General features: G+C 68.7%; 14 protein-coding genes and 2 pseudogenes. 8 read left to right on the forward strand and 8 right to left on the reverse strand.

Translation table 11 applies throughout. The annotated features are described in order from the left end of the window. Positions 1 to 62 precede the first annotated feature (62 nt). Together ACWGJO_RS06205 and ACWGJO_RS06210 are read left to right on the forward strand one after the other, a co-directional pair. A complete protein-coding gene (locus ACWGJO_RS06205; protein WP_452182402.1) occupies positions 63 to 545 on the forward strand; it encodes a hypothetical protein in 483 nt (160 codons plus the stop codon). 213 nt (positions 546 to 758) lie between these two features. Further along, positions 759 to 2,063: an NAD(P)/FAD-dependent oxidoreductase gene (locus ACWGJO_RS06210; RefSeq protein ID WP_452182403.1), complete on the forward strand. Its 1,305-nt coding sequence runs from the start codon at positions 759 to 761 to the stop codon at positions 2,061 to 2,063. Here the strand turns inward: ACWGJO_RS06210 and ACWGJO_RS06215 are convergent. Both ACWGJO_RS06215 and ACWGJO_RS06220 read right to left on the reverse strand, forming a co-directional pair. Beyond that, positions 1,967 to 2,887 carry a hypothetical protein gene (locus ACWGJO_RS06215; protein ID WP_452182405.1) on the reverse strand — a complete coding sequence of 307 codons (921 nt, stop codon included), beginning with the start codon at positions 2,885 to 2,887 and terminating at the stop codon, positions 1,967 to 1,969. The genes ACWGJO_RS06210 and ACWGJO_RS06215 overlap by 97 nt on opposite strands. Positions 2,888 to 3,074: 187 nt before the next feature. Next, the gene (locus ACWGJO_RS06220) at positions 3,075 to 3,464 is read right to left on the reverse strand and encodes an RICIN domain-containing protein (protein WP_452182406.1); all 390 of its coding nucleotides are present in this window, start codon (positions 3,462 to 3,464) and stop codon (positions 3,075 to 3,077) included. Positions 3,465 to 3,523: 59 nt separating this feature from the next. On the opposite strand from ACWGJO_RS06220, the gene ACWGJO_RS06225 reads away from it, so the two are divergent. Further along, the gene (locus ACWGJO_RS06225) at positions 3,524 to 4,585 is read left to right on the forward strand and encodes an IS630 family transposase (RefSeq protein ID WP_452182407.1); all 1,062 of its coding nucleotides are present in this window, start codon (positions 3,524 to 3,526) and stop codon (positions 4,583 to 4,585) included. On the opposite strand, the gene ACWGJO_RS06230 is transcribed toward ACWGJO_RS06225, so the two are convergent. Continuing rightward, the gene (locus ACWGJO_RS06230; protein WP_452182408.1) at positions 4,586 to 4,774 is read right to left on the reverse strand and encodes a hypothetical protein; all 189 of its coding nucleotides are present in this window, start codon (positions 4,772 to 4,774) and stop codon (positions 4,586 to 4,588) included. It abuts the gene before it with no gap. A 560-nt stretch (positions 4,775 to 5,334) separates the two neighbouring features. On the opposite strand from ACWGJO_RS06230, the gene ACWGJO_RS06235 reads away from it, so the two are divergent. The 4 genes from ACWGJO_RS06235 to ACWGJO_RS06250 all read left to right on the forward strand — a co-directional run bounded on the left by ACWGJO_RS06235 (position 5,335) and on the right by ACWGJO_RS06250 (position 7,755). Next, a complete protein-coding gene (locus tag ACWGJO_RS06235) occupies positions 5,335 to 6,324 on the forward strand; it encodes an aldo/keto reductase (protein WP_452182409.1) in 990 nt (329 codons plus the stop codon). Positions 6,325 to 6,475: 151 nt separating this feature from the next. Beyond that, entirely contained in the window at positions 6,476 to 7,144 is a 669-nt protein-coding gene (locus tag ACWGJO_RS06240) for a hypothetical protein (protein ID WP_452182410.1), read from the forward strand. Further along, positions 7,050 to 7,526, forward strand: coding sequence for an RNaseH domain-containing protein (locus tag ACWGJO_RS06245; protein ID WP_452182411.1), 477 nt, complete (start codon positions 7,050 to 7,052; stop codon positions 7,524 to 7,526). The genes ACWGJO_RS06240 and ACWGJO_RS06245 overlap by 95 nt, the downstream gene beginning before the upstream one ends. Beyond that, entirely contained in the window at positions 7,450 to 7,755 is a 306-nt protein-coding gene (locus ACWGJO_RS06250) for a hypothetical protein (protein WP_452182444.1), read from the forward strand. Before ACWGJO_RS06245 ends, ACWGJO_RS06250 begins: the two co-directional genes overlap by 77 nt. Before the next feature lie 274 nt (positions 7,756 to 8,029). Here the strand turns inward: ACWGJO_RS06250 and ACWGJO_RS06255 are convergent. Next, positions 8,030 to 8,193: pseudogene (locus tag ACWGJO_RS06255) on the reverse strand (pirin family protein); the annotation flags it as partial. 49 nt (positions 8,194 to 8,242) lie between these two features. Between ACWGJO_RS06255 and ACWGJO_RS06260 the strand changes: the two are divergent. Then, positions 8,243 to 9,304: an IS630 family transposase gene (locus ACWGJO_RS06260; RefSeq protein WP_452182407.1), complete on the forward strand. Its 1,062-nt coding sequence runs from the start codon at positions 8,243 to 8,245 to the stop codon at positions 9,302 to 9,304. 54 nt (positions 9,305 to 9,358) lie between these two features. Here ACWGJO_RS06260 and ACWGJO_RS06265 read toward each other — a convergent pair. The 4 genes and pseudogenes from ACWGJO_RS06265 to ACWGJO_RS06280 all read right to left on the reverse strand — a co-directional run. Next, a pseudogene (locus ACWGJO_RS06265) lies at positions 9,359 to 9,799 on the reverse strand (flavodoxin family protein); the annotation flags it as partial. 334 nt (positions 9,800 to 10,133) lie between these two features. Then, on the reverse strand, positions 10,134 to 11,354 hold the full coding sequence (locus ACWGJO_RS06270; RefSeq protein ID WP_452182412.1) for a hypothetical protein: 1,221 nt from the start codon (positions 11,352 to 11,354) through the stop codon (positions 10,134 to 10,136). After that, on the reverse strand, positions 11,351 to 13,300 hold the full coding sequence (locus ACWGJO_RS06275; protein WP_452182413.1) for a hypothetical protein: 1,950 nt from the start codon (positions 13,298 to 13,300) through the stop codon (positions 11,351 to 11,353). The genes ACWGJO_RS06270 and ACWGJO_RS06275 overlap by 4 nt, the downstream gene beginning before the upstream one ends. Further along, positions 13,297 to 14,079: a toll/interleukin-1 receptor domain-containing protein gene (locus tag ACWGJO_RS06280; protein WP_452182414.1), complete on the reverse strand. Its 783-nt coding sequence runs from the start codon at positions 14,077 to 14,079 to the stop codon at positions 13,297 to 13,299. The genes ACWGJO_RS06275 and ACWGJO_RS06280 overlap by 4 nt, the downstream gene beginning before the upstream one ends. Between the last annotated feature and the right edge of the window lie 22 nt (positions 14,080 to 14,101).

Raw genomic sequence — 14,101 nt, forward strand, 5'->3', positions numbered from 1 at the left:
CCAGCCGAGGCACGGCAGGAGGGCGAGGGGTCGAGTCCGAGGCACACCGCCCTCATTGGGAGATGCAGATGAAGCCACGCACCGCAGCCACCGTCGTCGCCCTGGCCCTGGCCGGCCTCGCGCTCTCGGCGCCCACGGCCGGCGCCAGCGGCACCAAGCTGTCGCAGTCGACGGCTGCCAGCCAGCTCAGCAACGCCGGCGTCACGTGGAGTTCCAGTGGGGGCTGCACCACCAGGTCCAACTCCACCTGTACCTCGTTCGACCAGATCAACTCGGGCACGGTGAGCGCCGTCATCACCCTCAAGCAGGCCAGCGGCTGCGCCATCAACATCACGGGCGGGACCGAGGTCGGCCACGCCTCCGGCACCTACAGCCACTACAACGGCTACAAGGTCGACATCGCCCGCAGCTCCTGCATCGACAACTACATCCAGAACAGCTTCACCTACATCGGCCTCCGGGGCGACGGCTACCCGCAGTGGAAGGCCTCGTCGGGCAACCTGTACTGCAACGAGGGCAGCCACTGGGACGTCCTCATCTACTGACGCGGCCCTCGGGGACCGCCTCCCCAAGGTCCAGGGACGCCGGCGCCGGTGGTGTCGGATCAGGCGGTGCGGATGTCCGCCGACCCGTCGGCGGACATCCGCGTTCCGATCAAGGCCCAGCTGATCGCCGATCGGATCACAACACCCGTACACTCGGACGCTGTTCGCCGCCGTGCCGAGCCCGCGCACGCCACCGCCCGGGGAGGGGCCGTCATGACCGTCGTTCGACCGGACGCCGTGGTCGTCGGAGCCGGGGTGATCGGCGCGGCCGTCGCCCTCGAACTGGCGCGCGCCGGGCGGCGGGTGGTCGTCGTGGACAAGGCGGGCGCCGTCGGCCACGGTTCCACCAGCGCCTCCAGTGCGATCATCCGCTTCAACTACTCCACCTTCGCGAGCGTCGCCACCGCCTGGGAGGCGCAGCACCTCTGGACGTCCTGGTCCGACCACCTGCGGCTGACCGGCCGCCGCCCGCTCGCCGCCTTCCACCGCACCGGTGCCGTACTGCTCGACTCCCCCGAGGCCGCACCGTCCGACACCGTCGTCCTGTTCGAGCGCGCCGGCGTCCCGTACGAGCGCTGGGACGTCCCGACGCTGCGCAGGCGCCTTCCCGGGATCGATCCCGGGCGGTACTGGCCGCCGAAGCCGGTGGACGACGACGCCTTCTTCGCCGACCCGTCCGGCGAACTCGGCGCCCTGTTCACCCCGGACGCCGGGTACGTCGACGACCCGCAGCTCGCCGCCCAGAACCTCGCCGACGCCGCGACCGAGCTGGGCGCCCGGTTCCTCCTGCGCCACACCGTGGTGGCCGTCGACCGGCACGCGGACCGGGTGACGGGCATCCGTCTGGCCGACGGCACGCGGATCGGCGCACCGGTCGTGGTCAACGCCGCCGGCCCGTGGTCGGGCGGCCTCAACCGGCTGGCGGGGGTCGGGGAGGACTTCACGATCGGTGTGCGTCCGCTGCGCGAGGAGGTCCACCAGGTCGCCGCACCGGACGTCCGGACCGCCGACCCGTTCCCCCTGGTCGCCGACCTCGACCTCGGCACCTACGTCCGCACGGCCCCCGGCGGACACCTCCTGGTCGGCGGGACCGAGCCGGACTGCGACCCGCACGAGTGGATCGACGATCCGGACAAGGCCGATCCCCGCCCCACCGCCCGGCGCTTCCGCACCCAGGTGACCCGGGCGGCTCGCCGGTTCCCCGCGCTGCGGGTCCCCAACCGGCCCCTCGGCGCGGCGGGCGTGTACGACGTCGCCGACGACTGGACCCCGATCTACGACCGCACCGCCCTCGACGGCTACTACGTCGCGATCGGCACCAGCGGCAACCAGTTCAAGAACGCGCCGCTGGTGGGCCGCTTCCTCGCCACCCTGATCGACCGCGTCGAGGCCGGTCACGACCACGACGGCGACCCGGTCCACTACCGCGGCGAGCACACCGGCAACGTGGTCGACCTGGGCGCCTTCTCCCGCCGGCGCCCGGTCCGGGCGAACGCCGCCCGGACGGTCATGGGCTGATCCCGCGCGGCTCGCGCACGAGGTCTCGGGCGCTGTCGGTGACAGCGCCCTCGGCGCCGGAACCATCCGGCACAGCCTTCGCCTGCGCTGCCACCGTCACCGCCGGTCCGGTCAGGGCCGGTCCGGTCACCGCCCCCGCCGGGCATGGCGCGGTCGGCCGCGGCCTGCAGGGTGTCGAGGTCCTCGGCGATCTCCGCACCGGCGACGGCGTCCGGCAGCTCGTCCTCCATGTACCGCAGGGGGCGGTAGCGCAGGCCCAGGACGGCCCAGGCGATCAGCAGCAGTCCGCAGGTGACGAGGAGCAGGCCGGTGCCGCGGCCGGGCCCGGTACCGAGGGCTCGTCCCACGGTGTCCGCCAGCATCCCTCCCGGGTTCAGCAGGCCGGAGAAGTACTCGGCGAGGGGCGGGGCGGTGAGGAAGGCCAGCGGGGTCATGGCGACGGCGAGCATCTGGTTGGTGGCGAGCACCCGGCCCTGGAGCTCCGGGCCGACCTTGATCTGGATGATGGCCAGCCAGTGCGCGTTGAGGATGCTCATGGACGCCCACCAGACGAGTGCTCCCACGGCCGCCACCGTCACCGACGGACGAAGGCCGACCAGGACGACGCCCAGGCCGACGCCGCTCACGAACCCCACCATGCCGGTCGCCCGCCGCGCGGTGCCGCCCCACAGCGCCACGATCAGGCTGCCCGCCACGGCGCCCGCGCCGCCGACCGCGGTGACCACGCCCACCGCCGTGGTGCCGCTGAAGGAGAGCACGCTCGGGACCGTCAGCGTCACCGCGAGGGTGCCCAGGTAGTTCTCCACCATGAAGAACACGATCATGATCATCGTTTCGGGGCGGGCCTCCGGCGACGCGCCCACCGTACTTTGCCGTCTCCGGTGGGGTCCATAGCTGTGATCGACTTGTCGGCGCCGGTACCCCGCTCGACCGGGACGCCGACCGCATTCCGCCGCCGTCGACCCCGCACGCTTCGCAATGAGCTTGCGGGATCGACGGGTTGGCGCGGGATCAGCCGGCGAAACGCCAGATGTGGTCGTCGTAGCCTTCGTGGACGCCGCCGTGCCACGAGCTGTCGTAGCAGGGGTAGACGGTCAGGGGCAGGTCGTTGGCCCGGTCGCTTCCGTCGCCGGCCCAGCCGGCGACGTCCAGGCAGAGGCCGTTCCGGTAGTTGACGATCTCGTAGCCCCCGTTGCCGACCACGTCGACGAGGTACCACTCCTGGTTGTCGTTCGCGGGGTCGGAGTTGCAGGTGTAGACGGACACCTGGGCGCCGGCCGGGGCGGCGCCGTAGTCGGGCAGGTCGAGGCAGTACCCGCTCTTGGCGTTGGCGAACCGGTACAGGGGCCGCCCGTCGACGGTGCGGGTCTGCTCCAGGTTCCACATCTGGTTGTCGTACACGCCGTAGCTGCAGTTGTATTGATCCGAAACGGTAGGGGTTCTGGGTCGTTGAACACCGCGTGAGCGAACTGGTGGGGGACGCACGGCACTTGTCACCGTCGGCACAGGAAGCGTTGCGGCTGCGGGCGGTGGCTGCGTTGGTGGAAGGCCGGGACCGGGAGGACGTTGCGGCGGTGTTCCAGGTCTCGCTGAAGGCGGTTGACGGCTGGTGGGCGAAGTGGCTGGACGGCGGGCGAGAGGCGCTGATCGGGCGTCCGCGTGGGCGGCGGGTCGGAGAGCATCAGGTGCTGTCCGAGGCCGAGCAAGCGGCAATCCGGCAGGCCGTCCTCGACCACCAGCCCTGTGACCTGGGACTTTCGGGGCAGTTGTGGACACGTTCCCAGGTAGGTGCGCTGATCGCGAAGCTGTACCGGGTCCGGTTGACCGAGCCGGGGGTGGGCAAGTACCTGCACCGCTGGGGGCTGTCGTTCCAGCGTCCGGACAAGCGCGCCGTCGAGCAGGATCCCGAGGCGGTGCGCGGCTGGCTGGAGGAGACCTGGCCCGCGATCCGCACACAGGCGAAGGCCGAGGGCGCCGAGGTGCTGTTCGCCGATCAGGTCGGCATCCGCTCCGACCAGGTCACCGGCCGGACCTGGGGCGCCAAGGGGCGGACCCCGATCGTGCGCCGGACCGGGAAGCGCTTCTCGGTCAACGCCATGTCCGCGATCAGCACCAAGGGCCGCATGCACTTCATGGTCTTCACCGGCACCTTCGACGCGCAGGTCATGTGCCGCTTCCTCGACCGGCTTGCCGGCCACTTCGACCGCAAGGTCCACCTCGTCGTGGACCGGCACTCGGCCCACCGCAGCAAGACGGTCCGCACGTGGCTGGCCGACCACGCCGACCAGGTCGAACTGCACTTCCTGCCGTCATACTCGCCTGAGCTGAATCCCGACGAGTTGGTCAACGCCGACCTCAAGCGCAGCCTGCCCATGAGCAACCGGGCCCGGAACCAGGCTGAACTGGCAGCCCAAGCCCGGCGCTTCTTCCACCGACGCCAGCGCCAACCCCACATCGTCCGCGGCTACTTCCACGGTCCGCAGGTCCGCTACACCCTCGACGAGAACCAATTGAGTTTCTGATCAATACTGGCTGACCCGGGTGTCGAGCGGGTTCCAGCCGTAGCCCGGCAGGTCGGCGCACTTCCCCGTGGTGACGTTCTCGAGTGCAACGGTTTGCAGGTACGTGGCCGCGTGCGCGTTGGACGCGAAGGAGAGCGGGAGCAGCGCCGCGACACCGGCGGCGGCAAGAAAGCGGGCGGCTTTGGGCATCGGCATGAGGATTCCCCCATCGTGGGTGGTTTGGGCGGGAATTCCGTGCGTGTGTCGCCTGGCTCCGACAGAGCTGCGATCGGGCACGAGGATAGGGGGGTCGAATGCGGCGCGAACCGTCGAGGATTCGATTACGGCCGAAAATGATTGCGCGACCGAAAGGCGCCGGTGATCCAGGTCGAGCCGGGCGAGCGGCCCGGGCCCGGCCTGACGGAAAACAGCGGACGTCGTGACCGGCGTGCGGGGCTTCGCCGAGGCGCCGCGCCGACAGGCATCCCTGCTCCCTCGCCGGCACCCCCGCTCCCTCGCCGGCACCCCCGCTCCCTCTCCGGCACCCCCGCTCCCTCTCCGGCACCACCGGTGACGGACGCCGCAGTCGGGGAGGGCCACACCTGCGGGCCCACCGCGCACGGGTGCCCGCATCCGGTCGTGCCGGTCCGCCTCCGGAGGGCGCCGGCACCGTAGGGTCCGCTCCGAGGAGACGGGGCCGACCGGTCACCCGGACCGGGGCGCCACGACGGCGCCGGGCCACGGCAGAGACGGGACGAAGGGAAGCTCACGTGCGACAGCGCAGTCTGCGGGACCTCCAGGTGTCGGCCATCGGCCTCGGCTGCATGGGGATGTCCGCCTTCTACGGCACGGCCGACCAGGACGAGGCCACCGCGACCATCCGGCACGCCCTCGACCTCGGCATCACCTTCCTCGACACGGCACAGGTCTACGGACCGCTCACCAACGAGTCCCTGGTCGGCGAGGCCGTCCGGGGACACCGCGACGAGTACGTGATCGCCACGAAGTTCAACTACCGGATGGACGGCGCCGTACCGGGCGACATGTCGACCGTGGGCCGCCAGGACGGCTCCGCCGAGCACGTCCGCGAATCCGTCCACGGTTCACTCGCGCGGCTCGGCACCGACCGCATCGACCTGTACTACCAGCACCGGGTCGACCCGAACGTGCCCATCGAGGAGACCGTCGGCGCCCTCGGCGAACTGGTCGCCGAGGGCAAGGTCCGCCACATCGGGCTGAGCGAGGCGAGCGCGGAGACCATCCGCCGCGCCCACGCCGTCCACCCGGTCACCGCCGTCCAGAGCGAGTACTCGCTCTGGACGCGGGACGTGGAGGCCGAGGTGCTCCCCGCCTGCCGGGAACTCGGCATCGGCTTCGTGCCGTACTCCCCGCTCGGCCGCGGCTTCCTCGCGGGCCGTTTCAGCTCCCCGGACGAGCTGGACCAGGACGACTTCCGCCGCACCAACCCGCGCTTCACCAGGGCGAATCTGGCGGCCAACCTCAAGCTCGCGGAGAAGGTGAACGAGATCGCCGCGGAGAAGGACGTCACCCCGGCCCAGCTGGCGATCGCCTGGGTCCTGGCCCGCGGCGAGGACCTCGTGCCGATCCCCGGCACCAGGCGCCGCACCTATCTGGACCAGAACGCGGGCGCCGTCGACGTCGAGCTCACCGCGGACGACCTGGCCCGCATCGACGCCGAACTGCCCGAAGCGGCGGGCGAACGCTACGACGAGGACGGCATGCGGGCGGTGAACCGCTGACCGACCGGTCCGACGACACAGTCTTGAGGAAGCGGCGCCCGACTGGTCCCGTCGTGACGCGCAGCCGTGACGGAACGGTTACCGTACGGCTGCGAATCATGCCGGCGGACTCGTCGTCACATGGTCGGGACCCGCCCCCGAAGAGGCACGGGTGAGGGTGGCGAACGGCGATATCTTCGAGCGGGTCGAGCAGGCCACCGGGCCCGGGATTCCGTCGGACTACCCCGAGAAGTACTTGAAGAACCTTCGCACGTCCGAGGTGTTCAACGCCTGCACTGCGTGGACTCCCGACGAGCCGGTGCGCTGGCAGGGACGCCATGGAATCGAGATGGAGCCCGAAGCCCTGAGCGTCTACGACAGCTACCTCAAGAACGGCAATACCATCTTCATGGCGCTGGTGGACCATCCGAGCGTCACTGATCCGGGATCATTCGTGGCCTGCGGCCTGGTACTCCAGCGTGCCGTGATCGTCTACAACGGCGGGCGTCAGGACCTGTTCCTTCGCTCATATTTCCACAACGCGCGGGAAGACTCGTCAGAGTTTGTCAACTTCGCACCTGGCGGCAGTGTTCACTACTCGTTCAAAACCGATACCGCATGGTTTCCTCTGGAGCTGACCCGGTTCATCTCCGAGCCGTCCTCGTACGTCGAGCTGGATATCGTCACCTCCGAGGGATTCGACGAGGGCCTTCTCCCGGCCCCGTTCTCGGCACGAGAAAGCGGCTATGTACTTCTGGGGGACATCAAGTACCAGGCGAGGCGGGCCTCGGCTGTCCTCAGCATCGGAGATCAACATCACGCCATCTCGACTTCAGGCTGAAACTTGGCCGTTGACATTCCACGCCTGCCCCGCGAGGAATCGTGGGGCAGGCCTTCCGACGGCCGGCTGGGGGACGCCCCCAAACCCGTCCAGGGCAAGGGCCCGATCGCCGTCACCAAGTTCGACCACGCCACACCCCGCGCCGCCCGCCGCCCGCCGCCGGGGCTGGAACACCAACGCCCTGGAGATCACCCCGGCCTTCCTCCAGCCCGATGACGACCCCGCCGAATGGGCCATGTACGTTCAGTCCCTGCGCACGGCCCATCTCCACACAAACGTGGCCACCCGGCTCCCCCACCCTCTCCATGCCGCCGACCTCGCTGCCCGCTACATCCAGCGGTGGGCACGCGTACGGTCGCGCCGCGCTGAGCGGCGATCTTGACGAGGTTGTCCAGGTTGAGGGTGCCCGCCATCCCTGCCTCGTCCACCAGGACGGCGGCGGAGGTGGCGAGCGGGACGACGCACTGGCCCGCCTGGTTGGCGACGTAGACGTACGCCTGCATCGCGACGGCGTTCGCTACCTGCTCGCCCACAACAGCGGCGGTCACTTCGGCACCGCAGAGGCCGTCACCAACCCACTGCTGGAATTCACAGGTCCCAGCAGGCGCTGAGACCCGAAAAGACAACTGGCGGCGAACGCAGCACTGGGATATTGGTCGAGACCAGTTGGCTGACTCAACGTCAGATAGGTCAGCAAAAGGTCAGCATCGATCCGATCAGACCCTGCCACACGTGGCCGAACATGAGAATCGGCGAGCCCTCATGTCAAACCTCCAGAGCGGCCCGCACGACGCCGGGGCGCCACCGCGCCAGGCCCTGAGGCGCGCCCGGAGTACACCGGCCAGGAAGCGTCGAACGCAACCCCACAAGCCACGTTTCCGCAGGTCAGCGCACCCGCCCGCGCGACTTCAAGGGGATCGACGGCAGCTCCGGGGCGGGGAGGCGGGCACCGTCGTAGCCGTGCACTTCACCGAACCGGGAACCTTCTCCCAGTCCGTTCGCGCCTGTACGATCTCATCACCGGATCGGCCGATGAAGTTCCACCACATATCGGTTATTGATCCGAAACGGTAGGGGTTCTGGGTCGTTGAACACCGCGTGAGCGAACTGGTGGGGGACGCACGGCACTTGTCACCGTCGGCACAGGAAGCGTTGCGGCTGCGGGCGGTGGCTGCGTTGGTGGAAGGCCGGGACCGGGAGGACGTTGCGGCGGTGTTCCAGGTCTCGCTGAAGGCGGTTGACGGCTGGTGGGCGAAGTGGCTGGACGGCGGGCGAGAGGCGCTGATCGGGCGTCCGCGTGGGCGGCGGGTCGGAGAGCATCAGGTGCTGTCCGAGGCCGAGCAAGCGGCAATCCGGCAGGCCGTCCTCGACCACCAGCCCTGTGACCTGGGACTTTCGGGGCAGTTGTGGACACGTTCCCAGGTAGGTGCGCTGATCGCGAAGCTGTACCGGGTCCGGTTGACCGAGCCGGGGGTGGGCAAGTACCTGCACCGCTGGGGGCTGTCGTTCCAGCGTCCGGACAAGCGCGCCGTCGAGCAGGATCCCGAGGCGGTGCGCGGCTGGCTGGAGGAGACCTGGCCCGCGATCCGCACACAGGCGAAGGCCGAGGGCGCCGAGGTGCTGTTCGCCGATCAGGTCGGCATCCGCTCCGACCAGGTCACCGGCCGGACCTGGGGCGCCAAGGGGCGGACCCCGATCGTGCGCCGGACCGGGAAGCGCTTCTCGGTCAACGCCATGTCCGCGATCAGCACCAAGGGCCGCATGCACTTCATGGTCTTCACCGGCACCTTCGACGCGCAGGTCATGTGCCGCTTCCTCGACCGGCTTGCCGGCCACTTCGACCGCAAGGTCCACCTCGTCGTGGACCGGCACTCGGCCCACCGCAGCAAGACGGTCCGCACGTGGCTGGCCGACCACGCCGACCAGGTCGAACTGCACTTCCTGCCGTCATACTCGCCTGAGCTGAATCCCGACGAGTTGGTCAACGCCGACCTCAAGCGCAGCCTGCCCATGAGCAACCGGGCCCGGAACCAGGCTGAACTGGCAGCCCAAGCCCGGCGCTTCTTCCACCGACGCCAGCGCCAACCCCACATCGTCCGCGGCTACTTCCACGGTCCGCAGGTCCGCTACACCCTCGACGAGAACCAATTGAGTTTCTGATCAATAACCACACCCGGCCGGGCTTCCAGCCCGAGATCACAAATGCCCGGCGGATCAGCGGTGTTCGGGGTTCTCGAAGTCGAAGCGGCAGCCGGCGTCCCACTCGGAGCGCTGGTTGCCGTGGGCCGGGATGCCGCCGGCGTCCTTCAGCATGCGGGCCAGGTGGAGCTGGTTCCAGGTCATGAAGGTGGTGTTGCGGTTGGTGAAGTCGTTCTGCGGGCCGCCCGACCCGGGGTCGAGGTAGGAGGGGCCGGGGCCTGCCTCGCCGACCCAGCCGGCGTCGGCCTGCGGGGGGATGGTGTAGCCCAGGTGCTGGAGGCTGTAGAGGACGTTCATCGCGCAGTGCTTGGCGCCGTCCTCGTTGCCGGTGATCAGGCAGCCGCCGACCCGGCCGTAGTAGGCGTACTGGCCCTCGGAGTTGAGGATCGACGAGCAGGCGTAGAGCCGCTCGACGACCTTCTTCATCACGGAGGAGTTGTCTCCCAGCCAGATCGGCGGAACACTCTGGCACCCTATCTGACCAGGAGAGATCTCTGGAAGGAGCCTGAAACAGCGACTACGATTCAGGAGGTCATCCGATGTAGACGGCTGCTGGCCGAATAGTGATGCTTGGCGGCCGCCTTCCACCCGCTCCATGCTGGCGTGAACCGCTTACCCTTTGACCTGGCCGGACAAAGTGCCACAAAGCTATGAACTCTGCGATGAGCTCTACCGAGGTCCCATGCGAGGCGATCGATCGGGGTGGCGGCCGAGGACCGCACGATTCACCGTGCTCGTCACGCCGACATCATGCCGCCCCACCAAAGAGGACCTAACAGTCAGAATCTCGCTAGTCCTGCGCTCCGCCCCTGGCTCCCGACGATGTCCCGTTCACCGCTCCGTTGACCTTTGTCCAGCGCACGCCCGGCCCGTCATTCGCCTCTTCGGCCGGCTGTTCGTGACCGGACACGTGCCCGGGGCAACCTCCCTCATCGCCCAGTAGACCTTCCCGGATCAGCCTGGCTTTTTCGGGCAGGCCCGCTGCATCGGTGAACTCCGCCACCCGGCGCGCATAGACCTCCCTCGCAGGGGAGCCCTTCTTCAACTCGATATCGTCCAGCAGCTGGTTCAACGGACCGACCACGACCGGCCCGGAGGTCGGACCCGCAGGCCCTGGGTGACCGGACGGCCCCATCTCGACACCGCCCACCCCGTCGTCGTCCTCACCACGCCGGAAGGGCGCCTCCTCGTCCAAGGACGGGATCGTCTGCGACATCGGCTGTGCGATCAGGTGTGCGTACAGCTCGTCCACAGCCTCGTCATTGGCTGCCGCTGAGAGCTGCGCGAGTGGACCGATCATGTCGACCGCCTCCGTGACCTTGTCGTCGTGACGGGCCAACCACCACACCACTGCACTGCCAGGCGATTTCAGGACATCGCCGCCGAGGTAGGCCCGCCTGCTCTGCTCATACCGCCGTTCGTGCTCCCAGACCTCCTCGGTCTTCCGCACCTCGGAGAGTTTCCCCAACCGTTCCCGATCATCCTCCGACAACCTCAGCTCGACCTGACCGCCCATGGCCTCCACTAGGCCCGACACGTCCCGGATCTGTGTACCGAGCACGCCGTTCAGACGGTGCTGTAGCAGGCCCAGCCGCTGGGGAACCTCGCGCTCGGCCAACTCGCGGGCGCGAGCCAGCACTGTCTCGATCGCCAAACTGGCAGGGTCTGCGTGCACCAGTCCGGTCGCGTTCGGGATAGGACGCCACCACACCACTGCCGAGAAGCAGAAATCGTAGTCCGGCACGCGGCTCGGCAACGCGACTTCGTCCACGCGGGTCTCCTCCCATCGCGGCTCATCCGAGCCCGCCGGTTCTGGCTCCGGCTCCAGTTCCGGCTCCGGCTCCGGCTCCGGAGATCGCGCCGATGCGAGCAGAGCTGCCAGCACCACGGCGATCACAGCCGGCATGACCCAGAGCCAGACCGGCCACCTGGCCGAGACTCCGAGAACCACGGTCATCAGGCCCGCTGCGAGGGCCAGACCGACGAGCGGCGCCTTCCCCGTACCCTTCATTCGCTTCTCCCCTCGTTCGTCCCGGCCGAGGCCAGGTCCAACGGCTCGATGCCCTGCGCACGGTCGATCTCTCGGCAGAAGCGCGCCGCCACAGCGGCTCGACTCGTCAGCCCCGGTTCATCGTCCGACTGGGCCTCCCACTCACAAGCCAGCAGGTAGCAGCGGCTGAGAACGTCGAGCCTGCCGTCGGCAGCCTCGATGAGGACTCTCATCAGCCACCCGCCCCCATCCCTCTCCCCCTGGGCCGCCGCGAGCCATGCCGTGATCCTGGGCCCCCATTCCTCCGGTGCCGCCACCGTGAACACCCCGTACCAGCCCGCAGCCACCTCCTCGCGCCTCGCCTCGGGCGCGGGTGGGTCCATCAGCTCCAGGAAGATCCCGGCATCCTGGCGTCTGAACTTCCCCTGCTCCATCCCCTCGCGCACTCGATGGAGCAGCCTCTCGTACAGCCGCTGGTCTCTGCGAACCAGTTCCAGCAAAGACTCCCTGGCATATCGCGGTGCACCCCCAGGCTCCCTCCGCGCAAGCTGGTGCAGGCGGACAAGCGCCTGGTCGGGGTGATCCGCCGCCACTACGTCTGCGCAGATTCTCGCCAGACCTCGTACCATGTTCGGCTGCAGCCGCGGCTCCCTCGACCAGACGTAGATCTTCACCCTGAACGCCGCGCCCAATCGCTCATCCCTGAGTCCCTGGTCCAGCACTGCCATTGCCTCGGGAAGCAACCTGGTCTCCATCGCCCACGACTCGACCAGATCGGTCAGGACATAGGCGTCTCCAGCCCTCAACGCCTGTTCGGTAAACCGGCTGACCAGCTTCCGGCGCCCGACCTGGTCCAGCCACTCCGATTCTCTGACCACGGCTTCCACCCAGGCTCCGAAGGCTGATCGCAAGTCCGGGTAGTAGAGCCAGAAATGAGACCGAACCGCCGGTCCGTACGCCAAGGCGTCGAAACCGATCCGCCCCTGGCTCACCTTCACCCGCAGCTCGGTCAGGCGCTCGGTCAGATCGGTCTGGTCGAGTCGAGGCCGCTCGTCCGGCGGGTGGCCGAGCCTCATCAGCAGCTCAGTGGAGAGCCGGAACACCGCATCCACCGGAGCCCCGTCCAGCATCGCCGCCGTGAGCAGCAGCGCCCGCTGGCGACCATCTGTCAGTCCGGCGATGTGCTGGGCAACCTCGTGGCCGCGGTCCCGAAGAGCGGCGACGGCCTTCACGGCCCAGGCATCGAAGGCTTCCCCCTGTGAGCGCGCCTCGACCACCAGCTCTGACAGCCGCTGCAGGTCCCCCATGGGCGAACCCTCCAAGAGCTCGCCGATGGCCGAGTCGCGCAGTTGCGGAAGCGACACCTCGATGCCGTCCCAGCACAGGTGCCGTGCCATGACCTCATCGCTCTTGGGGCGGCCGGTCCGTACCAGGAGCTGGCGTAGGTCCGACTGCAGGAGATGCTCTCGTTCCCGGGACAGGACCACCGCCAGTCGGCCGCCGACCCGCCCGGTTTTGTCCCAGTACGACCTGACCATGACCTGTGCGTCGACGAGTTCCTGTTCAGAGACGGTCGACAGATCGACAAGAACACGCTCGCCTTCCGCCAGTTCCGCCGGCTCGTCGCCTTCACCATCCAGCGTGACCTCACGGAATGGGTCGCCGTGGGCGCCCATGCGGTGCAACAGCACAACGCCGGCGGTGCGTCGACCACTGCCCGGGGTGCCAGAGAGCAGAACGGCCGTACCTGGTTCCTCCAGCCTCCGGACGGCGTCCCCGTACCCGGGCGGAGGAACGAAACGCCGACTCAGCCAAAGACGACGATCAACCGCCATGCGCAGCGGATCGGCGCCGCCGCGAATGAGTCGCTCCGAGGCGAAGTAGTAGTAGTTGTTCTGGGCTCCACTTCCGGTGTGAGTCTGCCCCGCCGCACGGCCGATCCACGTGGTGTCCCCCGTGTCACTCACCGACGCCGTTCCTCGCGGTCGCGCCGCCCGCCGAACCGGTTGTTGACAGTGCCACGTTCGACGTAGTTGCTGCCGTCGCCGTGGAACTCGACGCCTCCGTGTCGGATGGTGTTGTTCTGCGTGCCGCCTCCAGTGTGCACCGGCCCGCTGGCGTTGTTGATGAACGTTCCCACGTTGCGGCCCACCTCTCCAATGCCACCGCTCTGATCGTGCCGATAGCTACCGGCGTCGACCACACCGCCGCCGCGGCCGACCCCGTATGGGGTGCCACCGAGGCCGCCATCTGGTTGAGCGATCATCCTTTCCGCTTCGGCGAGTTGGGGAATCTCCTCGGCGAGGTCGTCACCGAGGCGGCTGAGGCAGGAGTCCGCGTCGCGGTGATCGAAGCGGCGGTACTGGCAGTCGGCGAGCCTGGCGATCTCGGGCGGCAGACCGTGCCGGTCGAGCCGCGTAGCACGCCCCACGAGCACCGGGACAACCAGAGCTCCGCTCTCGAAGGCCTCGACAATCTCCCTGCGGGTCCAGTCCTCCGAATCATCTAGCGCGCGTCGCCCGTCCGTGGTCCGGGCACTCGCCCAGCGCTGGCCGATGACTGCGAGAAGGACGCTGCTGCGACGGACAGCGGTCACCAGCTCCTGAGGGAAGGGACGGCCAATCCTGATGGATTTGCTGGCGCGGAACACTCGATCCGTGCCGAAGCGCTGGGAGAGCTCGCGCTCGATCAAGGTGGCGGTGGCGTCCTCGTCGTTGGTGCGGTAGTTGACGAAGATATCGGGCATGGCGGGATACACCTTCGGTGAG

This window comes from Kitasatospora sp. NPDC054795, from assembly GCF_053611565.1.

Bases quoted from the DNA above. Each gene is read 5' to 3' on its own strand.
- ACWGJO_RS06250 (WP_452182444.1), top strand. From the start codon at position 7,450: ATGCCGCCGACCTCGCTGCCCGCTACATCCAGCGGTGGGCACGCGTAC.
- ACWGJO_RS06270 (WP_452182412.1), bottom strand. From the start codon at position 11,354: ATGAAGGGTACGGGGAAGGCGCCGCTCGTCGGTCTGGCCCTCGCAGCG.
- ACWGJO_RS06210 (WP_452182403.1), top strand. From the start codon at position 759: ATGACCGTCGTTCGACCGGACGCCGTGGTCGTCGGAGCCGGGGTGATC.
- ACWGJO_RS06245 (WP_452182411.1), top strand. From the start codon at position 7,050: ATGTACTTCTGGGGGACATCAAGTACCAGGCGAGGCGGGCCTCGGCTG.
- ACWGJO_RS06215 (WP_452182405.1), bottom strand. From the start codon at position 2,887: ATGATCGTGTTCTTCATGGTGGAGAACTACCTGGGCACCCTCGCGGTG.
- ACWGJO_RS06280 (WP_452182414.1), bottom strand. From the start codon at position 14,079: ATGCCCGATATCTTCGTCAACTACCGCACCAACGACGAGGACGCCACC.
- ACWGJO_RS06230 (WP_452182408.1), bottom strand. From the start codon at position 4,774: ATGCCCAAAGCCGCCCGCTTTCTTGCCGCCGCCGGTGTCGCGGCGCTG.
- ACWGJO_RS06205 (WP_452182402.1), top strand. From the start codon at position 63: ATGCAGATGAAGCCACGCACCGCAGCCACCGTCGTCGCCCTGGCCCTG.